Source organism: Nocardia sp. NPDC003693 (assembly GCF_053981095.1).
Genome location: NZ_JBSFNO010000040.1, coordinates 1 through 22588 on the forward strand (window position 1 = coordinate 1; position 22588 = coordinate 22588).

Annotated in this window: 23 protein-coding genes and 1 riboswitch; of the genes, 12 read left to right on the forward strand and 11 right to left on the reverse strand. The window is 68.8% G+C overall.

The window, feature by feature from the left end; translation table 11 throughout:
* Positions 1-460 precede the first annotated feature (460 nt).
* Positions 461-1462, reverse strand: a complete 1002-nt coding sequence (locus ACWDOP_RS31625; RefSeq protein ID WP_454202713.1) for a 4-hydroxy-3-methylbut-2-enyl diphosphate reductase — start codon at positions 1460-1462, stop codon at positions 461-463.
* 182 nt (positions 1463-1644) lie between these two features.
* Here ACWDOP_RS31625 and ACWDOP_RS31630 point away from each other — a divergent pair, with 182 nt between their 5' ends.
* From ACWDOP_RS31630 to ACWDOP_RS31640, 3 genes are all read left to right on the forward strand, one after another.
* Positions 1645-2385: a lipid droplet-associated protein gene (locus ACWDOP_RS31630; protein ID WP_456347989.1), complete on the forward strand. Its 741-nt coding sequence runs from the start codon at positions 1645-1647 to the stop codon at positions 2383-2385.
* 173 nt (positions 2386-2558) lie between these two features.
* Positions 2559-3836, forward strand: coding sequence for an exodeoxyribonuclease VII large subunit (xseA, locus tag ACWDOP_RS31635; protein ID WP_454202711.1), 1278 nt, complete (start codon positions 2559-2561; stop codon positions 3834-3836).
* The gene (locus ACWDOP_RS31640; RefSeq protein WP_354989150.1) at positions 3833-4057 is read left to right on the forward strand and encodes an exodeoxyribonuclease VII small subunit; all 225 of its coding nucleotides are present in this window, start codon (positions 3833-3835) and stop codon (positions 4055-4057) included. Before xseA ends, ACWDOP_RS31640 begins: the two co-directional genes overlap by 4 nt.
* 6 nt (positions 4058-4063) lie before the next feature.
* Here ACWDOP_RS31640 and ACWDOP_RS31645 read toward each other — a convergent pair whose 3' ends face one another.
* Entirely contained in the window at positions 4064-4624 is a 561-nt protein-coding gene (locus tag ACWDOP_RS31645) for a DUF4245 domain-containing protein (protein WP_454202710.1), read from the reverse strand.
* Between the two features lie 173 nt (positions 4625-4797).
* Here ACWDOP_RS31645 and glpX point away from each other — a divergent pair, with 173 nt between their 5' ends.
* The 3 genes from glpX (at position 4798) to ACWDOP_RS31660 (ending at position 7774) form a co-directional block, all read left to right on the forward strand.
* The gene (gene glpX / locus ACWDOP_RS31650) at positions 4798-5841 is read left to right on the forward strand and encodes a class II fructose-bisphosphatase (RefSeq protein WP_354989148.1); all 1044 of its coding nucleotides are present in this window, start codon (positions 4798-4800) and stop codon (positions 5839-5841) included.
* A gap of 166 nt (positions 5842-6007) precedes the next feature.
* Positions 6008-7414, forward strand: a complete 1407-nt coding sequence (locus ACWDOP_RS31655; protein WP_456347990.1) for a class II fumarate hydratase — start codon at positions 6008-6010, stop codon at positions 7412-7414.
* 111 nt (positions 7415-7525) lie between these two features.
* Positions 7526-7774 carry a hypothetical protein gene (locus ACWDOP_RS31660; protein WP_456347991.1) on the forward strand — a complete coding sequence of 83 codons (249 nt, stop codon included), beginning with the start codon at positions 7526-7528 and terminating at the stop codon, positions 7772-7774.
* Positions 7775-7847: 73 nt separating this feature from the next.
* Here the strand turns inward: ACWDOP_RS31660 and ACWDOP_RS31665 are convergent, their stop codons facing one another.
* On the reverse strand, positions 7848-9032 hold the full coding sequence (locus tag ACWDOP_RS31665; RefSeq protein ID WP_456347992.1) for an FAD-dependent monooxygenase: 1185 nt from the start codon (positions 9030-9032) through the stop codon (positions 7848-7850).
* 104 nt (positions 9033-9136) lie between these two features.
* Between ACWDOP_RS31665 and ACWDOP_RS31670 the strand changes: the two genes are divergently transcribed.
* Together ACWDOP_RS31670 and ACWDOP_RS31675 are read left to right on the forward strand one after the other, a co-directional pair.
* On the forward strand, positions 9137-9874 hold the full coding sequence (locus ACWDOP_RS31670; protein WP_456347993.1) for a TetR/AcrR family transcriptional regulator: 738 nt from the start codon (positions 9137-9139) through the stop codon (positions 9872-9874).
* Between the two features lie 92 nt (positions 9875-9966).
* Complete coding sequence (locus ACWDOP_RS31675; RefSeq protein ID WP_454202706.1) at positions 9967-10389, forward strand: limonene-1,2-epoxide hydrolase family protein; 423 nt, start codon at positions 9967-9969, stop codon at positions 10387-10389.
* 260 nt (positions 10390-10649) lie between these two features.
* Here the strand turns inward: ACWDOP_RS31675 and ACWDOP_RS31680 are convergent, their stop codons facing one another.
* From ACWDOP_RS31680 to ACWDOP_RS31695, 4 genes are all read right to left on the reverse strand, one after another.
* Positions 10650-11507 carry an acyl-ACP desaturase gene (locus ACWDOP_RS31680; RefSeq protein ID WP_456347994.1) on the reverse strand — a complete coding sequence of 286 codons (858 nt, stop codon included), beginning with the start codon at positions 11505-11507 and terminating at the stop codon, positions 10650-10652.
* 229 nt (positions 11508-11736) lie between these two features.
* Positions 11737-12342, reverse strand: coding sequence for an LGFP repeat-containing protein (locus tag ACWDOP_RS31685; RefSeq protein ID WP_456347995.1), 606 nt, complete (start codon positions 12340-12342; stop codon positions 11737-11739).
* A 207-nt stretch (positions 12343-12549) separates the two neighbouring features.
* Positions 12550-13932 (reverse strand): PhoH family protein, encoded by a 1383-nt coding sequence (locus tag ACWDOP_RS31690; protein WP_454202703.1) that lies wholly within the window; start codon positions 13930-13932, stop codon positions 12550-12552.
* A gap of 242 nt (positions 13933-14174) precedes the next feature.
* Positions 14175-14549 (reverse strand): DUF488 domain-containing protein, encoded by a 375-nt coding sequence (locus ACWDOP_RS31695; RefSeq protein WP_454202702.1) that lies wholly within the window; start codon positions 14547-14549, stop codon positions 14175-14177.
* 21 nt (positions 14550-14570) lie between these two features.
* Here ACWDOP_RS31695 and ACWDOP_RS31700 point away from each other — a divergent pair, with 21 nt between their 5' ends.
* Positions 14571-14843 carry a hypothetical protein gene (locus ACWDOP_RS31700; protein ID WP_354989137.1) on the forward strand — a complete coding sequence of 91 codons (273 nt, stop codon included), beginning with the start codon at positions 14571-14573 and terminating at the stop codon, positions 14841-14843.
* A gap of 72 nt (positions 14844-14915) precedes the next feature.
* Positions 14916-15242, forward strand: a complete 327-nt coding sequence (locus tag ACWDOP_RS31705) for a glutaredoxin family protein (protein WP_456347996.1) — start codon at positions 14916-14918, stop codon at positions 15240-15242.
* 108 nt (positions 15243-15350) lie between these two features.
* On the opposite strand, the gene glyA is transcribed toward ACWDOP_RS31705, so the two are convergent.
* Both glyA and ACWDOP_RS31715 read right to left on the reverse strand, forming a co-directional pair.
* Positions 15351-16646, reverse strand: a complete 1296-nt coding sequence (gene glyA / locus ACWDOP_RS31710; protein WP_454202700.1) for a serine hydroxymethyltransferase — start codon at positions 16644-16646, stop codon at positions 15351-15353.
* A gap of 123 nt (positions 16647-16769) precedes the next feature.
* Positions 16770-16854: riboswitch (ZMP/ZTP riboswitch) on the reverse strand.
* A 420-nt stretch (positions 16855-17274) separates the two neighbouring features.
* On the reverse strand, positions 17275-18453 hold the full coding sequence (locus ACWDOP_RS31715) for a DUF885 domain-containing protein (protein WP_456347997.1): 1179 nt from the start codon (positions 18451-18453) through the stop codon (positions 17275-17277).
* A 369-nt stretch (positions 18454-18822) separates the two neighbouring features.
* Here ACWDOP_RS31715 and coaA point away from each other — a divergent pair, with 369 nt between their 5' ends.
* Positions 18823-19755 carry a type I pantothenate kinase gene (coaA, locus tag ACWDOP_RS31720; protein WP_454202698.1) on the forward strand — a complete coding sequence of 311 codons (933 nt, stop codon included), beginning with the start codon at positions 18823-18825 and terminating at the stop codon, positions 19753-19755.
* Between the two features lie 27 nt (positions 19756-19782).
* Here the strand turns inward: coaA and ACWDOP_RS31725 are convergent, their stop codons facing one another.
* Positions 19783-20367, reverse strand: coding sequence for a hypothetical protein (locus tag ACWDOP_RS31725; protein ID WP_354989132.1), 585 nt, complete (start codon positions 20365-20367; stop codon positions 19783-19785).
* Positions 20368-20496: 129 nt separating this feature from the next.
* Complete coding sequence (locus ACWDOP_RS31730) at positions 20497-21276, reverse strand: isoprenyl transferase (RefSeq protein ID WP_454202696.1); 780 nt, start codon at positions 21274-21276, stop codon at positions 20497-20499.
* Positions 21277-21820: 544 nt separating this feature from the next.
* Between ACWDOP_RS31730 and trhA the strand changes: the two genes are divergently transcribed.
* Entirely contained in the window at positions 21821-22498 is a 678-nt protein-coding gene (gene trhA, locus ACWDOP_RS31735; RefSeq protein ID WP_456348029.1) for a PAQR family membrane homeostasis protein TrhA, read from the forward strand.
* The last annotated feature ends 90 nt before the right edge of the window (positions 22499-22588 follow it).

Here is a 22588-nt window from a genome sequence, read left to right on the forward strand (position 1 = left end):
AGCATGGCCAGCCGCAGCACGATGCCGTCCCCGATGGGCACATCGGCCGCCGAGGACGCGGTGCCGGTGGCGAAGGGGTTCACCGTCGAACACAGAGCGCAAGCGACCCGCCGCGGGTACCGATCGCAAGCCCGCGGGCGACCGCAAACCGGCCGGGGAGCGCAAGCCGCGCCCGGCCGCCGGCGATCGCATCCCGCCCACCGGCGACCGCGCCGCGGCCCCGGACCGCACCGGCGCCCAGGGCCGGCGCCGCAGCCAGCCCGGCGGCGAGGTGCCCCCGCACCCGCGCCCGAATGTGCGCTACCGCGAACGCGATTCCGGCCGCATCGAGCGCTGAGCACCGCCCGCGGCCGGAGCGCGACGCGCCCGGCCGCGAACCCCGAACACACGAGAATCCCCGTACCCGCCGCGAATCAGGGCGGCGGATACGGGGATTCGTCGTTCGTGGAGCGGGAGCGCCCTAGCCGCGCGCGGGGCGCAGCTCGCGCGGCAGCGAGAACACCAGCGTCTCGTTCGCGGTGGTCACCGACTGCACCTCGCCGTAACCGTTGGCGGCCAGCAGTTCCAGCACGCCCTCGACCAGAATCTCCGGCACCGAGGCGCCCGAGGTGACACCGACCGTCCGCACGCCCTCGAACCAGGTCGTGTCGACCTCGCGGGCGTAGTCGACCAGGTACGCGGCCTTGGCGCCCGCGTTCAGCGCCACCTCGACCAGCCGCACCGAGTTCGAGGAGTTGCGCGAACCGACCACGATCACCAGATCGCACGCCGGGGCCATGGCCTTGACCGCGGTCTGGCGGTTGGAGGTGGCGTAGCAGATGTCGTCGCTCGGCGGATCCTGCAGATTCGGGAAGCGCGCGCGCAGCCGGTGCACGGTCTCCATGGTCTCGTCCACCGACAGCGTGGTCTGCGAGAGCCAGATCACCTTGTTCTCGTCGCGGACGGTGACCCGGTCCACCGAGTCCGGGCCGTCGACCAGTTGCACGTGATCGGGGGCCTCGCCCGCGGTGCCCTCGACCTCCTCGTGGCCTTCGTGGCCGATGAGCAGAATGTCGAAATCCTCGCGCGCGAAGCGCTTGGCTTCCTGATGGACCTTGGTCACCAGCGGGCAGGTGGCGTCGATCGTGTGCAGATCGCGCTCGGCGGCGGACTGGTGCACCGCCGGGGAGACGCCGTGCGCGGAGAACACGACAACCGCGCCGGTGGGCACCTCGTCGGTCTCGTCCACGAAGATCACCCCGCGGTCCCGCAGGGTTTCCACCACGTGGCGGTTGTGCACGATCTCCTTGCGCACGTAGAGCGGGGCGCCGTGCTTCTCGAGCGCCTTCTCCACCGTGACCACCGCCCGGTCCACACCGGCGCAGTAGCCACGCGGTTCGGCGAGCAGTACGCGTTTCGGCGCATCGGGCGCAGCCGTCGCGGACCGCACGATTCCGACGTTCAAAGGGATAGCCGAGGACATGCCGCCAAGGATACTGGCACCCGGCGGGGGCCGTGCTCCAGCTCGGGATTCACACCGGCGCGACACGCGGGGACGCCGCAGGTAGGTCACCCCGTGTGAACAACAGCGAAAAATTGACGTCAGAATCACTTTATGTGACTTCCAACCTTTGCATCACAGGGCGTTTCGGGCAGGCTAGGGGCATGTTCCGACCTCCGTTCTTGGCCCGGGTCGCCGCCGGGGCCGCCGTCTATGCCCTCGAGGAAACTCGGCGGCTACCCGCCAACGCCATCAACTTCCCGATCACCGCGATCAGTCAGCTGCTGCAGACCACCATGCATTTCCAGCAGTTCGTGACCAGTCTCGCGCTCAAGGGCGACGCCGTTTTCGATCGCCTGATCCAGCCGGAGGAACAGCCCGAATGGGCGACCTTCGACGAGGACGAGCCGTTCGGGCACACGCCGAGCGCCGACGCGGGCACGGCCCGCAAGAGCAGCTTCGATCTGTTCAGCCCCGTGGATTCCACCCCCGAGACGGGCGCGGAACCGTTTGTGGCCGAAGCGGAATCGGTCGCCGAGGCGGTCGCCGAGCAGCCGGCCCCCGCGCCGGGACCGGTCGAATCGTCCGCCCCCGCAACGGTTTCCAAGGCCGCCACCAACGGCCGTAACGGCGGCGTCGCGGTGGCCGAGCCCGAGGTGGCCGCGGCCGTGGCGGCCGAGCCCGTCGCTCCCGCCGAGCCCGAGGCGCCCGCCGCCGTCGTCGAGCCCGAGGTCGCCACCCGGTACGACTACGCGAACATCTCCCTGGCGCAGCTGCGCGCCCGGCTGCGTCAGCTCACCGTCGAGGACCTGACCGCGCTGCTCGCGTACGAGCAGCAGACCCAGGCTCGCGCTCCGTTCGTCACGATGCTGACCAACCGGATCGCCACGGTGCAGGCCAAGTAGTCCGAGCTTCCGCGGCGCCGACTGCCCGGGTGAGTACCCCGGACGGTCGGCGCATTTCGTTTGTCCGGGGCCGGTCTCTCGCCGCGGGCGGACCACCGTCCGCCGGGTGCGGCGCGACAGCCGTCTGCCGGGTGTGGCACACGGAGTCGGTGGCTCCTGCCAGAATCACTACGGTGACCACCGACCAGCCAGCGCGGCAGCCGAGCAGCACCGCCGAGAATCCGATGCCGGTGCGCACCATCGCCGTCAAGGTGGCGCAGTGGATCGATCGGCTCGGCGCGGTCTGGGTCGAGGGACAGATCACCCAGATCAATCTGCGGCCCGGCACCCGCACCGCCTTCCTCGTGCTGCGGGACACCGCCGCCGACATGTCGCTCTCGGTCACGTGTGATCCGGACCTGCTGCGCAATTCACCGGTGCCGCTGCAGGAGGGCAGCCGGGTCGTGGTCTACGGCAAGCTCTCGTTCTTCACCGGTCGCGGCACGGTGTCGTTGCGCGTCACCGAGATTCGCCCGGTCGGCATCGGCGAACTGCTCGCGCGCATCGAGCGACTCAAGGGGCTGCTGGCCGCCGAGGGATTGTTCGACCCGCGACTCAAACGCCCGATTCCCTTCCTGCCCAACCGCATCGGGCTCATCACCGGTCGTGCCAGCGCCGCGGAGAAGGACGTGGTCTCGGTCGCGACCCAGCGCTGGCCCGCGGTGCGCTTCGAGATTCGCAACGCCGCCGTGCAGGGCCCGACCGCGGTGCCGCAGATCCTCGAGGCCCTCGCCGCGCTGGACGCGGATCCGGAGGTCGATGTGATCGTGCTGGCGCGCGGCGGCGGCAGCGTGGAGGATCTCCTCGCCTTCTCCGATGAGACACTGTGCCGCGCAATCGTTTCCGCGAAAACCCCGATCGTCAGCGCCATCGGCCACGAACCCGACAATCCGATCAGTGACTACGTGGCCGACCTGCGCGCCGCCACGCCGACGGACGCCGCCAAGCGCATCGTCCCCGACGCCGCCGCCGAGGCCGCGCTGCTGCGCGACCTGCAGGCCCGCGCCAACGCGGCGCTGCGCGGCTGGGTCGATCGCGAGGCCCGCGGCATCGCCCAATTGCGTTCGCGCCCGGTGCTGGCCGAGCCCTTGCGCCTGCTCGATCAGCGGTACGACGAGGCCGAACGGCTGCGCACCGCGGCCCGCCGCGCCGTGAACCACGCCCTCACCGCCGAATCCACCGCCACCCGGCACCTGCGTGAGAAGCTCTCCGCGCTCGGCCCGGCGGCCACCCTGGCCCGCGGCTACGCGGTGGTGCAGAAGGTGACGGGCAAGGATCGCGAAGTGGTCCGTTCCATCGACGACGCGCCGCCCGGGAGCCAGCTCCGGATTCGAGTGGCCGACGGCGCGCTCACCGCCGCCACGCTCGCCGCCCAACCCCTCGGTCCCCGAAAGGATTCCACCGCCTCATGAACGACACCGACCTCACCGAGATCGCCGGCTTCGGCTACGAGCGCGCCCGCGACGAACTGGTCAACGTGGTGAAGATGCTCGAGCAGGGCGGGATGGATCTGGACGAATCGCTGAACCTCTGGGAGCGCGGCGAGGCGCTGGCCAACCGCTGCGAGGAGCATCTGGCCGGTGCGCGCAAGCGGGTCGAGGACGCGCTCGCCCACCGCACCGACCAGGGCTGACGCGGATCAGTGCGCGGGCAGTGGCTGTGCCGCTCCGACCGCGGTCGCGAGGGTGATGTACGCGCCCCGATTGCCCGCGCCCTTGACGAGAATTCGCACGTCGCCCAGGTCCGCGATCCACGCGGGCTCGGTGCCCGGCTCGGCGTAGACCACCCACTTGCGGTTGCCCACCTGCTCGGTGCCGGTGGCGTAGCGGGTACCCACCACGTCCTTGGCCAGCGCTTCCTCCGTCGCCGCGGACTGGGTCAGGCGCATGTAGCTGCCCTGCGGGGTGATGAAGCCGACGGTGCTGGTGGCCGCCCCGGCGATGGGGTCGTTGCCGCCGGAGTTGGGTGTCCAGTCGGCGGGCAGCGCGGGTTCGCGGATGGGAAAGCCGAGGTTGCGCGCGTCCTCGGTCAGCGAGGTGTGCGCGTCGAACGTGGGGATCCGGCCCTGCGTGGGCCCGCCCGTGGTGAACGTGCACTGGCTCGCGATGCCCGCGATGACCAGGCAGATCAGCACCAGGGGCAGCAGCGACCAGAGCAGGTCTTTCCAGTCGTTGAAAATCCGTGGCTTCGTGTTCGGCACAGGCCCAGTATCCATGGCGGGCGGATGCGACCCGGCTCACAGTCCACGCGGCGTGCACGAGTTCCGTATGCGTTCCTGACCGGCCCGGAAGTGAAACGTCAGTACTTGTTTAGAGCCACGAACCGCAATGAGACAATTCACCCAGTAGTTAGGCGAACCTAGGAGGCACCGTAATGACGGCACCCACACCCGCACCGAGCCGCCGCGAGGCCCCCGACCGCAACCTCGCACTCGAGCTGGTCCGGGTCACCGAAGCCGGAGCGCTGGCCGCGGGTCGCTGGGTCGGCCGCGGTGACAAGGAGGGCGGCGACGGCGCCGCCGTCGACGCCATGCGGCAGCTGGTGTCGACGGTGTCCATGAAGGGCATCGTGGTGATCGGCGAGGGCGAGAAGGACGAAGCGCCCATGCTCTACAACGGCGAGAACGTCGGCAACGGCGAAGGCGCCGATCTGGACTTCGCGGTCGATCCCATCGACGGCACCACGCTGATGTCCAAGGGTCTGCCGGGCGCCATCTCGGTGCTCGCGGTCGCCGAGCGCGGCGCCATGTTCGACCCGTCGGCCGTGTTCTACATGGACAAGATCGCCGTCGGCCCCGAGGGCGCCGACGTCATCGACCTGTCCGCCTCGATCGCGGAGAACCTGCGCCGGGTCGCGAAGGCCAAGCGGTCCTTCATCTCCGACCTGACGGTGTGCGTGCTCGACCGCCCGCGCCACGCCAAGCACATCCAGGAGGTCCGCGACGCGGGCGCTCGCATTCGCCTGATCTCCGACGGTGACGTGGCCGGCGCCATCGCCACCGCCCGCCCGGACTCCGGCGTGGACATGCTCATCGGCGTCGGCGGCACCCCCGAGGGCATCATCGCCGCGGCGGCCATGCGCTGCATGGGCGGCGCCCTGCAGGGCAAGCTGGCCCCGAAGGACGACGAGGAGCGCCAGAAGGCCATCGACGCGGGCCACGATCTGGACCGCATCCTGTCGACCGAGGACCTGGTGTCCGGCGACGACGTCTTCTTCTGCGCGACCGGCGTGACCGACGGCGACCTGCTGCGCGGCGTGCGCTACTTCGGCGGCGGCGCCTCGACCCAGTCGATCGTGATGCGCGCCAAGTCCGGCACCGTCCGGATGGTCGACGCCTACCACCGCCTCACCAAGCTCCGCGAGTACTCCTCGGTCGACTTCGTCGGCGACGAGCACGCGGCCCCGCCGATGCCCTGAGTGGTCCCCGGACCACCCCGCATCCGCGGGTAGCACCACCGCCACGGCGTACCGGGTTGCCCCGGTACGCCGTTCGCGTTCCCGGGCCGTATTCCGCTGACCGGTGTGCTCATTGCCTCAGGCGTGGCACAACACTCGCGGACGGTCCGGGCCTATGGTCGAAAACATGACCGAGGAAACCCAGTTCCGGATCGAGCACGACACCATGGGGGAAGTTCGCGTCCCCGTCCACGCCCTGTGGCGTGCGCAAACCCAACGGGCGGTGGAGAACTTCCCGATCAGCGGGGGCGGGTTGGAGCGGGCGCAGATCCGGGCGCTGGGGCTGCTGAAGGCGGCCTGCGCCACCGTGAACCGGGACCTCGGACTGCTGGACAAGGTCAAGGCCGACGCGATCATCGCGGCCGCCACCGAGATCGCCGACGGCAAGCACGACGACCAGTTCCCCATCGACGTCTTCCAGACCGGCTCGGGCACCAGCTCGAACATGAACGCCAACGAGGTGATCGCGAGCATCGCCGCGCGCGAGGGCGTCACCGTGCACCCCAACGACGACGTAAACATGTCGCAGTCCTCGAACGACACCTTCCCCACCGCAACGCATGTCGCGGCCACCGAGGGCGTGGTCAAGGATCTCGTTCCGGCGCTGGAGCATCTGCGGCTCGCGCTGCTGGACAAGTCGGTGGAGTGGGCCGGGGTGGTCAAGTCCGGGCGCACGCACCTGATGGACGCGGTGCCGATCACCCTCGGCCAGGAGTTCAGCGGCTACACCCGGCAGATGAGCGCGGGCATCGAGCGCCTGCTGACCACGCTGCCGCGGCTGGGCGAATTGGCCATCGGCGGAACGGCGGTCGGCACCGGCCTCAACGCGCCGGACGGTTTCGGCGGCCGGGTCGTGGTGGAGCTCAAGCGATCCACCGGACTCGACGCCTTGTCCGAGGCGCGCGATCACTTCGAGGCGCAGGCCGCGCGCGATGGCCTGGTCGAGTTGTCCGGGGCGCTGCGCACGGTCGCCATCAGCCTGACCAAGATCGCCAACGACATTCGCTGGATGGGGTCGGGGCCGCTCACCGGTCTCGCCGAACTGCAGCTGCCCGATCTGCAGCCCGGTTCCTCGATCATGCCGGGCAAGGTGAATCCGGTACTGCCCGAGGCGGTTACGCAGGTGGCCGCGCAGGTCATCGGCAATGACGCCGCGATCGCCTGGGGCGGCGGCAACGGCGCGTTCGAATTGAACGTCTACATTCCGGTGATGGCCCGCAATGTGCTCGAGTCGATTCGACTGCTGGCCAATGTCTCGCGCCTGTTCGCGGACAGGTGCGTCGTCGGCCTGGTCGCCGAAACCGAGCGCCTGCGCCGGCTGGCGGAATCCTCGCCGTCCATCGTCACGCCGCTGAATTCGGTCATCGGATACGAAGAAGCGGCGGCCGTGGCGAAACAGGCGGTGAAGGAACACAAGACCATTCGCCAGACGGTCATCGATCGCGGCCTCATCGGCGACAAACTCAGCCTCGAGGAACTCGACCGGCGGCTGGATGTGCTGTCCATGGCGAAGGTCGAGCAGCAGCACGAGTAAGCTATATCCCGGGCATGAGCGGGCAATTCCTGAGCGTCACCGAAATTGCCCGCCACATCCGGCGACCGGGAAACAAAGGTCCGCGACCGGCAGAATGTCCGATTTTTCCGCTTGACCAGCACGTTCCACACCGTGCGGACACCGCTTCTATCCGACATTCCGCCGGTCAGCGAGCTATTTTCTTTTTCTGGAAATTCGGTGAAACACATCGCGCACAGGCGCCGATTAGCTGAGTGTCCGCACAGTGCGGGTCCCCCAGGAAAGGACGAGACAATGCTCGAAGCAGTACTCGGAGGACTTGTCAATCTCGTCGGCCTCAGCGCCTCCACACTTCTGGCCGCGCTCGGTATCGTCATCTGACAGCGGCGGTCGGTGGATATGGGGACGAAAGTCCCCATATCCCCGCCCGCATTCGAGTGACCCGCACGCACAATCACTTAACACCCAGTATTTCGGCATAATTCTTCAATTCGATGTCATTCTTCGAATTCTCGGCCGACGCGGCCATCACGCCGAACCAGCGTGAATCCAGGAACCAATTCCGCACACGCAGTCCCAGCGCGGTCTTCGGCGCCAGGAAGCGGCCCGGATGCGCGCCGTCGGACATCCTGCGGTAGCGCGTCATCATCTCCTGGTACCGCGCGAAGGCCACGGTATGGTCCCCGCCCGCGACGGCCAGCTCCCCGGCCAGCACGTACGCGCCGACCACCGCGAGCCCGGTTCCGAAGCCCGCCAGGGTGTTTCCGTAGCCGGCGTCGCCGAGCAGCGCGACCCGGCCCCGGACGAAACTCTTCATGCTCACCTTGCTGATCGAGTCGAGGTAGAAGCCGTCCAGCCCCGGCAATTCGGCCAGCATGCCCGGCACCTCCCAGCCCATCCCCGCGAACTGCTCGGCGACGATGCGCCGCTGGGCGTCCACGTCGGCCCGGTCGTAGTCCAGGCGCGGCGAGGCGAACAGGTACATCTGCCCGGCCTTGGACCCGCCGGTGACCGCCAGGCGGCCGGGCGCGTTGTGCGCGTACGAGATCGCGCGCTCGCGGTTACCCGCCTCGGCGCTCTCCCAGTGCGAGGCGCCGGCGATGCAGTAGTAGTAGCCGCGGTGCCGCACGTAGTCGGCTTCGGGACCGAACGCGAGCGCGCGGACCCGCGAATGGATGCCGTCGCAGCCGAAGACCAGATCGAAGGTCCGGGCGGGCGCGTGCGCGAACTCGACGTGCACGCCGTCGGCGGTCTCGGTCAGCGCGGTGACGGTGTCGCCGAACAGGTATCGGCAGTGCGCCGCGGTCCGCTCGTACATGACCTCGGCGAGATCGCCGCGCAGGATCTCGAGATCGCCGCCGGTGAAATCGCCGGAGATGCCGGCCTGCCGCACACCGTCGGCGTCGACGATCACCATGTCGGTCTTGCCGGTCTGCCGGGCGCGCAGGTCGTCCAGGATGCCCATGCGCTCGAGCACGGCCATGTGCGTGTACCCGGTGAAGTCGATGGCCTGGCCGCCGGCGCGCGGGGCGGGGGCCTGTTCCACGACGGTGACGTCGAAGCCGTAGCGGTGCAGCCAGTAGGCCAGGGCCGGGCCCGCGACGCTCGCGCCGGAGATGAGAACGGTGGTGTTGCGCATGATCGGGAACCTCTCGATAACTGTGTCCGTAGGACGCTATTTCATAATCAGCGTATGCTGGACGCAGATAACCGTCAAGCGCCGAATCCGGAAGGACGCCGACCATGGCCGGACCGACCACCGTCGAACTGCTCTGGGGCCTGCCGCAGCCGCCGCGGCGCGGACCCAAGCCCTCGCTCACGCTCGAGCGGATCGTGGCCGAGGCGATCGCGCTGGCCGACACCGAGGGACTGGCCAGCCTGGCCATGGCCCGGCTGGCCGAGCGCCTCGGCTGCGCGAAGATGGCGCTGTACCGGTACGTGCCCGGCAAGAGCGAGCTCACCGCGCTGATGCTGGACACCGCGTTCGGGCCCGCCCCGGAACCGGTGATCGTGGACGCGGCGTCCCCGGAGCCGTGGCGCGCCTACCTGACCTCGTGGGCGGAGACGGCCTTCGAGCGCTATCGCGCCCACCCCTGGGCCCTGGAGCTCACCCCCGGCGTGCGCCCCATGGGTCCCAACGAATTGAGCTGGCTGGAAACGGCTCTCACCGCGCTGGCGGACACCACGCTCACCGGCCCCGAGCGCCTCGACAGCGTCGTGCTGTTGCTCGGCCACGTGCGCAGCCTGATCCAGCAGGTCGGCGCCGGCGGTCCGGACGACAACGCCGAAGCCGAGCTGGCCCGCGAGATCGGCCCCGTCCTGGCCGCCAACGCCGACCGCTTCCCGCACGCCCTCGCGGCCTTCGCCGAACAGTCCGGGCAGGCCGGCCCCGAATCGCGGTCCGCCCGGAACAACGCCCTGCACTTCGGCATCGACCGCATCCTCGACGGCCTCGCCGCCTACATCGCCGCGGCGGGCTGAGAGGGCGGAATCCGGCGCGAAGGGGGGTGCGAAGTCGAAACGGTGCGGCGCAATCGCTGGGCGCGCAGGGGAAATCCGCTTAGGCTCGATGCATGTCCGACATACCGGAATTGCAGCAGGAAGCGGTCACCACGGTGCGGGAGTTCTTCGCCGCGCTGGAGGTGAAGGCGATCGGCGAGGCGCTCGAACTCGTCGACCCCGCCATCGTCTGGAAGAACACCTCCCTACCGGATGTGCGCGGCATCGACCGCGTGCGCTGGGTCTTCGACCGACTGGCCAACCCCCGCTACGGCTTTCGGGTCGACGTGCACAACATCGCCGCGGACGGCCCGAACCTGGTCCTCACCGAGCGCACCGACTACCTCCGGTTCGGCCCGGTCGAGATCGGGTTCTGGGTGTGCGGCACCTTCGAACTCGTCGACGGCCGGATCGTGCTGTGGCACGACCACTTCTCCTGGGAGAACCTGCTGCGCGGCACGGTCACGGGCCTGGTCCGCGCAGTCGTCAGCCGCTGACCGGTCCCCGGCGAAAGCACCCCGCCGCCGGACACCCGGGGCAGTGGGCACCGACATCGATCCGGTCGGCGCGGATTGCGAATTGCTCGCCGACCGTGGCACACGCCGGGGGAAGGTCCGAGCCGGGAACGGATTCCGGCTGCGCACCGAACGTCACCCATGATCGGCGAGCCGACCGCGGGGACGCGGTCACCGGCCCCGGAAATGCGACGACCCGCCCGCGGCGCTGGAGCTGCCGGGGGCGGGTCGAGTGGGGTGCGTCAGGGGCGCAGGTGGTCCAGCTCCGCGCGGGCCTTCTCGCCCTTCTCGCTGAAATCGGTGCGGCCGAAGATGTTCCAGCGCTCGAGCAGCGGGGTGAAGACCAGTTCGTTCTGGCGGGCCGGGTCGTAGATGCCCGCCGCGGCCAGCAGATCGTCGCTGTTGGTTCCGTCGGGCAGGTTCACCACCGGCACGCGGAAGTCCGCGACGCGGTCGGCGATGGCGCGCACGGCCTGATCGGGCGCCTGGTCCAGGGCGGCCGAGACCAGGTTGGCGAAGAAGATCGCGTGCAGTTCGTCGTCGGCGGCCAGGCGCTCGGCGATGGTGACCACGATCGGGTCCTCCGACAGCGCGGCGGTGTTGCGGTGCCGCACGGCGGCCGCGGCCTCTTCGAACGCGGAGGCGGCGAGCACGTCGATCAGGTGCATGCCGGGCCGCGAGAAGCCGAGGGTCATGTGCTCCATGCGCACCCGCTCGAGGGCGATCGGATCCACCGCACGGGTGACCATGAGGTAGTTCCGGATCATGATCTCGTGCCGGTTCTCCTCGGCGGTCCAGCGCCCCACCCAGCGCCACCACGGGCCGGTACGCAGGTACTTCGCCAGTTCGCGGTGGTACGCGGGCAGATTGTCGGCGACCAGCACGGCCACGGTCAGGGCCAGCTTCGAGACGTCACTGAGCTCGGATTGCGCGGGCTCCCAATCGGTTCCGCCGAGGAACTCGAAGTTGCGGCCGTCGTCCCACGGCACGTAGTCGTGGGGCTGCCATTCCGCCGCGACGGCCACGTGGCGCACGAGGTTGGCTTCCACCTCCGGGGCCAGCGATTCCAGCAGTTCGCGGTCGAGGAATTCGTTCTGCACGAGCACAACCTAGCGGCTGCGCCGCGAACGCGGGCATCTTCCCCCCGCATTCGCAACGGCTATGGACCGGCATGTCGAACGGCTATAGCCGCGCGGGCGGCGCGGTCGCCCACGCCACACCCGGGCTGCGAGGCTCTCGACCCGGGCCGATGACGCTCGCCGGCCGGACCGGGCGGCACCCGGGCGCGACGATTCGGGTCCGGGACGCGCGGTCCCGGACCCGTTCCCGCTATTTCTCGGTAATGGTGATGTTGCCGTCCACCCAGCTGATGCTGCCGTCCTCGAACTCGCTCTGCTTGCCGCCCGGAACGGTGGTCTCGTCGCTCGTCGGGTAGCCGAGTTCGCCACCGGGCCCGCCTTGCCCGTCCCACGCCTTGCGAATCTCGCCCCACACCACGTGGGTTCCGGTCTCCGGGCTGGAATAGATGGCCCCGCCCTCGAATTCCTGCATCTTGCCGCCGCCGGGCGCCTCGCGTTCGGGGCCGCGGGGCTCGCCGAGCGGGCCGGTCGCGCCGCCGAGTTCGGTGTACTTGGCGAGAAACGCTCCGGCGACCGCGATTTCGCCGCCGTTGCGGGTGGCGATCTTGGTTTCCATGGCGCCGCCGGTGGCGCTGGTCTCCGGCGCGGCGGTGGTCGTTTCCGGCGCCGAGGTGCCGGAGTGATCGTCGTCGTGTTCCTCCGTGGTGGCCGGCGCCGGGGCCATGACGCTGGTGGAGGTCGCGCCGTCGGACTTGAAGTCCTTGTCCTCTTTGTCCTTCGAGCAGCCCGCGACCATGACCGTGATGAGCGCGGCCGCCGCCACGATGCCGGCCGAACGTCGAGCGAAGTGGTGCATATCCATCCTCTCGGTATTTCAGGACGAGACCCGGCAACCGTTCAGCACACCACCACTCCGCGCCGAATCAACAGCCGAGCTGGCATTTCAGTGAAACATACCCTGCGGACTGTGAATCGAAACACATACTACGAATTTGCCCGGCCGGGTGGCGTACCGGAGTACGCCGCCCGACCGGGCAAGAAATCACCTATCGCCTGGCGCGCGTCACGCGTTCGGCCCGAACTCCTCCAGCATCTCGGTGACCAGCGCCGCGATCGGCGAACGCTCGCTGCGGGTCAGGGTGATGTGCGCGAAGAGCGGATGGCCCTTCAGCTTCTCGATCACCGCGGCCACGCCGTCGTGCCTGCCCACGCGCAGATTGTCGCGCTGGGCGACGTCGTGGGTGAGCACCACCCGCGACCCGCTGCCCAACCGGCTCAGCACGGTGAGCAGCACGTTGCGTTCGAGCGATTGCGCCTCGTCCACGATCACGAAGGAGTCGTGCAGCGAGCGGCCGCGAATGTGGGTGAGCGGCAGCACTTCCAGCATGCCGCGCGCCTGGACCTCCTCCATGACCTCGGGGCTGGCCAGCCCTTCCAGGGTGTCGAAGACGGCCTGCGCCCAGGGCCCCATCTTCTCGCTCTCGCTACCGGGTAGGTAGCCCAGATCCTGTCCGCCGACCGCGTACAGCGGCCGGAACACCACCACCTTGCGATGGGTTCGCCTCTCCAGCACCGCTTCCAGGCCCGCGGTCAGCGCGAGCGCGGACTTACCGGTGCCCGCCCGGCCGCCCATCGACACGATGCCGATGCTCTCGTCCAGCAGCAGATCCAGCGCGATGCGCTGTTCGGCCGAGCGCCCGTGCAGCCCGAAGGCCTCCCGGTCGCCGCGCACCAGTTGCACCCGCTTGTCCGGGGTCACCCGGGCCAGGGCGCTACCGCGTGCGCTGAGGAGCCGAATACCGGTGTGGCACGGGATGTCCCGGGCCTCGTCCAGGTCGATGACGGAATCGGCGTAGATCTTGTCGACCGTCGCCGACCCGACCTCGAGTTCCACCATGCCGGTCCACCCGGAGGTGACCACGTCCTGGGCGTGGTACTCGTCGGCCTGCAACCCGACAGCGCTCGCCTTGACGCGCAACGGGATGTCCTTCGAGACCAAGACGACCTTCTGCCCCTCGGCCGCGAAATTGAGTGCGCAGGCGAGGATTCGAGAGTCGTTGCTGTCGGTTCTGAAGCCCACCGGCAGCACACTGGGGTCGGTATGGTTCAGCTCCACCTGGAGCGTGCCGCCCGCGGATCCGACCGGGATCCGCTGATCGAGCCGACCGTGTGCCAGACGCAGATCGTCCAGCATGCGCAAAGCCTCGCGAGCGAACCACCCCAGTTCGTGGTGGTGCCGTTTGCCCTCGAGTTCGCTGATCACCACGAGCGGCAGCACCACGTGGTGCTCGCCGAAGCGGGTCAGCGCCCAGGGGTCCGAAAGCAGCACCGATGTATCCACGACAAAGGTTTTCAGTCCTGATTCGGACGACTGCGAGGCGCGAACTCCCTGCCCGGTGGTGCGCGCACCCTCGGCGGAAGTGTTGACGGAGCGTGCATCAGTCACGGTGGGCTCCTTTGCCACCCGCGCGACACCGCGCGAGCGTTCTCGCTGGGCCGGTCGGCCGTTAGGGTCGTAGGACCCGAGGGCCGAGTGCCGGCCCCCTCGCACTGAGTAGCTCAGACACGATCAGGACCTCCCGTACGCGCCACACCTACGCGGCCCGCACCCCCGACGCTACCGCCGAAATCGGTTTCCGGCTGCTCGAGTTGCAGGCGTGTTAGTGAAGATCGGATTAACTGCGTGTCCTACTTCGGCGTTTCGCCCAACTCGCCGAGGAGAACCGGAACGTGACTGTGCGCCGGATCCTTCACCGCTGTCACCAGCGTGAGTGGTTCCTTCGCGGCCTCGGCGCGCAGGCGCGCCAGCGCCTCTCGCGGCGCGGCGCCGGAAAGTTCCGCGCGGTACCTATTTTCGAATTCGGCTCTGCGCGTGTCCGGATCCGCGTGGTACCACCGCCGCAACTCGTTCGACGGCGTCACGTCCTTGGCCCACTCGTCGATGGATGCCTGCTGTTTGCTGACCCCGCGCGGCCAGAGCCGGTCCACCAGCACCCGGCGGCCGTCGCCCGCCTCGGGAGCGTCGTACACACGCTTGACCCGGTACCTCGGTTGCGCTGCCATGGGTCCATTACAGTCGATGGCATGGCCGATACTCGCGATCTCGAGACGCTGTCCACCAAGGAATTGCACGACCGGGCCGTGAAGCTGGCCGTTCGCCACGGTGACGTGAAGTTCCTGTGGGATCTGCTCAAGTCCATTCCGGCCGCCGCGGCCGCCGCGGGCGATCTGGGCGAGAGCGAAGCCGACATCAAGTACGTGCTGCCGATGCTGGACGATTACGCGCACGCGGGTGAGGGCGAGATCGGCGAGGTGCTGCGCCCGATGTACGTGGACTACCTGGCCAAGAATTCCTGAGCCCCGCCGCGGGCACGACTCCCGTGATTCGCGGGGCGGACGGGCCCGGCGCGACGAACCTACACTCGGGGCATGACCGCTGACGCCATCCCGGAGCTCGTCGTCTACCGGCGTCCCGGCTGCCCCTTCTGCGCGCGCCTGCGCACGGCCCTCAACCTGCGCGGCATCGTGCACCGCGAGGTGAACATCTGGGAGGACCCCGACGCCGCCGCGTTCGTGCGCTCGGTGGCCGACGGCAACGAGACCGTGCCGACCGTGGTGCTGCGCACCCCCGGGGCGAAGCCCGGCGACTCCGCCGAAAGACATTGGGTGAACCCGAATCCCGGCGAGCTGATCGCGACCGTGAAGGCCGACGCGCCCGCGCTCACCGGCGGGCCGCGGCGGCTGCGCCTGTTCTGAACCGGGCACACAGCACTCGAAAGAACCGGCCCGCCGCGATCATTCGATCGCGGCGGGCCGTATTCGTCAGTGCTGCTCCGGCTCTCGGCCGAAATGCTGCTCCGGCACTCAGCCGAGCAGGCGCCACTCCTCGAGGCCCTCGTACAGCGGGAAGGCCTGGGCCAGCTTGGACACCCGCTGGCGCAGCGAATCCAGATCCGCGGACCCGGTCAGCGCGGCGGCGATGATCTCGGCGACCTCGGCGAACTCGGTGTCGCCGAAACCGCGGCTGGCCAGCGCCGGGGTGCCGATCCGCAGGCCGGAGGTGACCATCGGCGGGCGCGGGTCGAACGGAACCGCGTTGCGGTTCACGGTGATTCCGATCTCATGCAGCAGATCCTCGCCCTGCTGGCCGTCCAGCTGCGAGTTGCGCAGATCGACGAGCACCAGGTGCACATCGGTGCCGCCGGTGAGCACGGTGATGCCCTTGGCCTTGGTGTCCTCGGCGTTCAGGCGCTCGGCCAGGATCTTGGCGCCGGACAGCGTGCGGGCCTGGCGCTCGGCGAACTCGGCGCCCGCGGCGATCTTGAAGGCCACGGCCTTGGCGGCGATGGCGTGCATGAGCGGGCCGCCCTGCTGGCCCGGGAAGACCGCGCTGTTGAGCTTCTTGGCGTACTCCTGCTTGGCCAGGATCACGCCCGAGCGCGGACCGCCGAGGGTCTTGTGCACGGTGGAGGAGACGACATCGGCGTACGGGACGGGCGAGGGGTGCAGCCCGGCCGCGACCAGACCGGCGAAGTGCGCCATGTCGACCCACAGCTTCGCGCCGACCTCGTCGGCGATCTCGCGGAAGGCCGCGAAGTCCAGGTGCCGCGGGTAGGCGGACCAGCCGGCGACGATCACCTGCGGCTTGGACTCGATCGCGAGCTTGCGGACCTCGTCCATGTCGACGCGGTGATCGTCCTCGCGCACGCCGTAGGCGCTGACCTCGTACAGCTTGCCGGAGAAGTTCAGGCGCATGCCGTGGGTGAGGTGGCCGCCGTGCGCGAGGTTCAGGCCGAGCAGGCGCTCGCCCGGATTCATCAGCGCCATGAGGACCGCGGCGTTGGCCTGCGCGCCCGAATGCGGCTGGACGTTGGCGTATTCGGCGCCGAAGAGTTCGGTGACGCGGGCGCGCGCCAGATCCTCGACCACATCGACGTTCTCGCAGCCGCCGTAGTAGCGGCGGCCCGGGTAGCCCTCGGCGTACTTGTTGGTGAGCACGCTGCCCTGCGCCTGCAGCACCGCGCGCGGCACGAAGTTCTCCGAGGCGATCATCTCGAGGGTGTCGCGCTGGCGGGCCAGCTCACCGGCCATGGCCTCGGCGACCTCGGGGTCTAGTTCACCGAGGGACTGGGAATTGACTGAGGAGGTCGTCTGCGTCACGCCGCCGAGTGTATTTGCCGGTGCCGCGCCGTTTGCCAGCGGGTTCTGAGTGTCGCCGAGCGAATGCCGATCCATCGCAACCTCCGTGCTCCGGGATCCCCGGGGGTGCCAGGGGTCCTGTTCGCCCTGCACCCAGGCGCGCGGTGCGGGACTTCGGTGCTTCCCGGTGGTTGCTTCCACCTCGAGTGCGCCAGTCGCGGTAGCGCCCATCCTATCCGGCGGCCCGCATGCCGGATCACGCGCCCGCCGGACCGGCGCGCCACCCGCGCGACAGGGCGAAACACCGCCGACACACCGAAGAACCTTTGCCCCGGAAAGTAGGGGCGCGGACCATGTCCACGCAGACGAGACGCGCCCGTAACGGCGTAGGCATGGACAGCGCGCGAAATTCAGGCTATGGCGAAGCACCGAAGATCGGTAAAGTTTCGCGCGCTGGCTTTCCCGGCCAGTGGCATCGGCCCAGATCTAGCTTTCGAGGTAAAAGATATGCTGTACAACATTGCCGGCGGCGGTTTCCAGGACGTTCTGCTCACCCTGCTCCGCACCCTGTGCACCGCCTCCAGCGGTGGCGCCTCCTGTGCCAACTGGGGCACCGCCGCCTGATACACCGGTAATTCGGGGAGTTCCCTCACATTCGACGAATTGCGCCGGGTGTGAGGGGTTCATCCAGGAGCCGCCGGAAACGCTCGGATCGATCGTCCGCACCGGCGGCGCCGTCCAGCCAGCCACCGAGCAATCGGTAACCCTCCACGTACGTGCTGATGTAGGCCCGCCACAGCGGCGAGGACAGGAACCGCAGCGACTGCCGCGCCCGCTCCGGCGTCACCAGGCTCCAGCGCTGCAGGAATTCGGCCACCTCATCGGCCCCGCGCCCGCGATCGTGCAGCAGCAGCGCGGCATCCTGACGCACACCCAGCAGCTTGGCCGAGGCCGTCGAAACCCGTTCGGCGCGTTCGCCATCGAAGCGCAGTCCGAGATCGGCGTAGATCTCCTGCGCCCAGCGGCCCCAGCCCGGGCCGACGATCGACTTCAGCGCCAGATCCGCGAGGCCCTCGGCCATCAGGCACTGCGGGGTGTTGACCACGAACAGCGTCTGCTCGTCCTGCCCGGCGGCGACCAGTCCGGCTTCCTTGCGGCAGTGCTCGGTGTGATGGCCCGGGTACGACTCGTGCGCGATCAAATGCCCGAGCTGGGACATGTGCTGCTCGAGATCGGAATTGATGGCGACCCGCGATTGGTAGTCGCCCAGGTAGTAGTTGAAGCCGGACCACGGCTTGTCGCCCACCACTTCGTATTCCACGCGCTCGTTGTCCGGCAGCGGATAGCGTTCGCGGACCAATTCGCGCAGCGCGCCGGAGAAGGCGTCCACGCATTCGCGCAGGCGCTCGGGCGGGATCGTGTCGGCGCGGCGGTGGGCGGTGACGCGATCGAGCAGCGGGCCGTCGCCGGGTAGTACCTCGTCGAGCTGCCGATGCGCCTCGCGGTAGTCGTCCTCCGAGCCGGGCGCGATCTCCACGTCGAAATAGGCGCGTACTTCGTCGATGAAGGTGATGTCGTCCCCGGCGAACTTGCGGGCCGAGCATTCGAGCGCGCGCAGATGAACCTCGAGGAATTCGGTGCGCTCGGCGGACAGCCCGGCGCCGGGCAGTTCTTTCAGCAGGGTCGCGGCCCGGTGCGCGAGCTCGCGCGGCTGCGGGGCGGGCGCGTTCTCACTCGCCCGGCGCAGGGCCGGATCGCCGGTGAAGGCGTCGACGAAGCCCTCCTCCAAGCGATCGAAGGCCAGGCCCAGTCGCAGGTATTCGGTCACGAGGGGATGCGCTGCTCTGTTCAATTTGCCCTCTGCTTCGCTCCGGGCGGGTTCGCGGCCCTGGAGGTCTCGTTCTTCCCTCCTCCGCTCCTCCGCTTCGCTCCCCCGCTACGTCAGTCCAGAACGAGACGGGCCGCGAACCATTATGGCGGGAGTCGGCAAGGTGGCGCATGTCACGCTGGTTACTCACCGGTAGCAACACCTGGTGTTCACCGGGTTGTAGGAGCCGAGCACAATTCGCCTATGCGTGGAGTGTCGACGTATCCGCCTCTGAGGAGTCCGGGGTCAGTACAGGTGGAAACCCAACCGACACGGGCCCGGGCACGGACCCGCGGTGACCGTTGTCGGCCGACACGGGGACGTGGATAGATGGCGCGAATGAGCGAGCCGAGTCCGTATGTGGAATTCGACCGTAAGCAGTGGCGCACACTGCGCAAGTCGACTCCGCTCGTACTCACCGAGGAAGAGCTGACCGGTCTGCGCGGTCTGGGCGAGCAGATCGACCTGGAAGAGGTCGCGGAGGTCTACCTGCCGCTGGCCCGGCTCATTCACCTGCAGGTGGCGGCCAAACAGCGGCTCTTCGCCGCGACCGCGACCTTCCTCGGGGAAACCCATCCCGACCGCCAGGTGCCGTACGTGATCGGCGTGGCCGGATCGGTGGCGGTGGGCAAGTCCACCACCGCGCGCGTGCTGCAGGCGCTGCTGGCGCGCTGGGACCACCACCCGCGGGTGGATCTGGTCACCACCGACGGATTCCTGTATCCCACGGCCGAACTCACCCGGCGCGGCATCATGCACCGCAAGGGGTTCCCGGAGTCGTACGACCGGCGCAAGCTGCTGCGCTTCGTCACCGAGGTGAAATCCGGTGCGACCGAGGTGTGCGCGCCGGTGTACTCGCACATCGCGTACGACATCGTGCCGGACCAGTTCCACTGCGTGCGCCAGCCCGACATCCTGATCGTCGAGGGCCTGAACGTGCTGCAGACCGGTCCGCGACTGATGGTCTCGGACCTGTTCGACTTCTCCATCTACGTGGACGCGCGCATCGAGGACATCGAGACCTGGTACGTGCAGCGGTTCCTGGCGCTGCGCAAAACCGCCTTCGCCGACCCTAATTCGCACTTCCACCACTACGCGCGGTTCAACGACGCCGAGGCCACCAGCGCGGCCAAGGAGATCTGGAACAACACCAACCGGCCGAACCTGGTGGACAACATCCTGCCGACCCGCCCGCGCGCGACGCTGGTGCTGCGCAAGGACTCCGACCACACCATCAACCGGCTGCGCCTGCGCAAGTTGTAGGGAGCCGGGAACTCCGGCGCGCGGGAGTCAGAGACTCCAGGCTGCGTCCAGGCGCGCGCCCACGTCGATGTTCGTGGCCGCCTGGATGTTCGGCTTGTGGATCTCCTCGGCGATGTAGCGCGCGACGAAGCGGCGGATCTCGTGGTCGACGCTGGCCACGATGCGCAGCACCTCGCCGCGCCGGGACGCGCTGGCCACGTTGATGCGCACGTTGCTGGGCTGGGGCTCGGCGATCTCGATGAGCACCCGCAGCGGTTCGGCGGTGCGCACGGTCAGGCGCAGGTGAATGGTGCCGTCGACGCGGAAGGGGTAGCGGTCCACCGCGAGGTCGATGAGCAGGTCCACGTCCAGCGGGATCACCAGATCGAACGAAATGTTGTCCAGCACTTCCCGATTCAGGCGGGGCTGGCCCAGGCGCACGCTGGCCGAGAGTTTCGCGATGCGGCCCGGGCCCGCGCCGATGGGGCCGAACTCGAACTGCTCGCCGGTCAGCTTCTCGAAAGCGCCGGCGATCCGCTCGGGCGACGCCGCGTATTCCAGGAATCGCCGCCCGAACTCCTCATAACTCAGGTACGCCGCGGCGCCACCCTGCCCCTCGACCAGTTCGCTCATGCGATCCGACGGTACGCAGCGAAGCGCCCGCGAACCACGGAAGCCATTGCACTGCAATACAACCGTTGACTGGCCGTGTCGCGGTCGCGGCCGGGGTCACGGCGCGGAATTCGGGCCTCGGGTGCGTGCTCAGACGCCGAAGCGGCGGTGCCTGGCGGCGAAATCGCGCAGCGCGCGCAGGAAATCCACGCGGCGGAATTCGGGCCAGTAGGCCTCGGTGAACCAGATCTCGGAGTAGGCGCTCTGCCACAGCAGGAATCCGGAAAGGCGCTGCTCACCGGAGGTGCGGATGACCAGATCCGGATCCGGCTGCCCGGAGGTGTACAGGTGCTGGCCGATCGCGTCCACCGTGATGGCCTGGACCAGATCCTCCCCGGTCTCCCCGCCCTCCATCTCCTGGCGCACCAGTGAGCGCACCGCGTCGGTGATCTCCTGCCGGCCGCCGTAGCCGATGGCCACGTTCACGTGCACGCCGTCCCGGCCCAGGGTGCCCTCGGCGGCGTGCCGCAATCGCTTGGCCACGACGTCGGGCAACTGGTCCAGCGCGCCGACGATGCGGACGCTCGAATTCTGTTCCGGCGCAGAGAGTTCCTCGACCACGTCGGTGATCACCTCGAAGAGCGTCTCCAGCTCCTCGGGGTCGCGGCCCAGGTTCTCGGTGGAGAGCAGGTAGACGGTGACCATCTCGATCCCGGCCTCACCGCACCAGCCGACCAGCTCGGCGATCTTGAGCGCGCCCACCCGATGCCCGTGACTGACGTCGGTGAAGCCGTTCTCCCGCGCCCACCGCCGATTGCCGTCACACATCACCGCCACATGGCGCGGATGCTGCTTACCCGCCAGCTGCTTGGCCAGTCTGGCCTCGTAAACGCGATACGGGAGTCCACGCACCTGACTCGCAAGCTTCACGGCACGTCACCCTACGCTCCCCCGCCTCCCCGCGTATTTGGCGCATGGCCTAGGTGCCGTTGGCCGTCCCATTCGCGTGGTGCGGGCAGGAGCCGAACCCATTTTGGGCGTACCCCCGGAGTTACCCCGACCGGTGCGAAATCAGTCGGCGCGATCCGATCGGCGCGCGGCACAAGTGCCGTTGGCCTTCCCATTCGCGCGGTGCGGGCAGGAGCAGAACCCATCTTGGGCGTACCCCGGGAGATATCGGACCGATGCGAGATCTGTAGGCCACAATCCGATCGGGCACATTTCGGGAAGGACACGTGCGGGTCTGCGGAGTTGGGGCTCGGCTTCGCCTTCGCAGAGGGGTGATCACTTGGAACCCGGTTGGTGGCGAGGGTGGCGGGTCTGGGGCCGGACCCCTACGGGTGGGTGATGTGGGGACGGGGGTTGGAGGCGTATCCGTTGAGGGGCCCGCCACTTTCGGGGGATTCGGGTCGCAACCTACGGTACCGTAGGTTACTGAGGAGGTAACTACGTGTCGGAGAGTGTTCCCGCCCCGGTGGCGGATGTTCTCGAAACCGTTCGGGACGAGCTCGCGCTCATCAAGCCGCGGCTGCGGGGGTGGATCCATCTCTGGGCCGTGGGAGTCGCGGCCATCGCGGCCATCGTGCTGGTGAGCGTCGCGAGCACCGTGTCGGCGACCGCGGCCTGGTCTACGGCGGTCTACGGGCTGACCGTGTGCGGGGTGTTCGGGATCAGTGCCACTTACCACCGGGTGCACTGGAAGACCGCGCGGGCGCGGATGTGGATGAAGCGGGCCGACCACTCGATGATCTTCCTGTTCATCGCGGGTAGTTACACGCCGTTCGCGTTGCTCGGTGTGCGGGGGCGGGCGGGGACCATCCTGCTCGTCACCGTGTGGGCGGGAGCGCTGGCGGGGGTCACGCTGAAGATGTTGTGGCCCACCGCGCCGCGCTGGGTCGGGGTGCCGCTGTATCTGCTGTTGGGGTGGGCCATCGTGCCGGTCGCGGGGACGCTCATCGGGAACGTGGGGTGGGCGCCGGTGCTGCTGTTGCTCGCGGGCGGGATCGCGTACAGCATCGGCGGCATCCTGTACGCCGCGCGCTGGCCGGATCCGTGGCCGGAGGTGTTCGGTTACCACGAGTTCTTCCACGCGGCGACGGTGGTGGCGGCGCTGTGCCACTACGTCGCGGTCTGGCTGGTCCTGCTGCGCTGAGTGCGCGAGCAATTACTCACAAACGTGCAATCCGGAGCAAAAGGTCTCTAAAGTCCAGAGCAACAGCCGGACGACCCCTAGGCACTACAT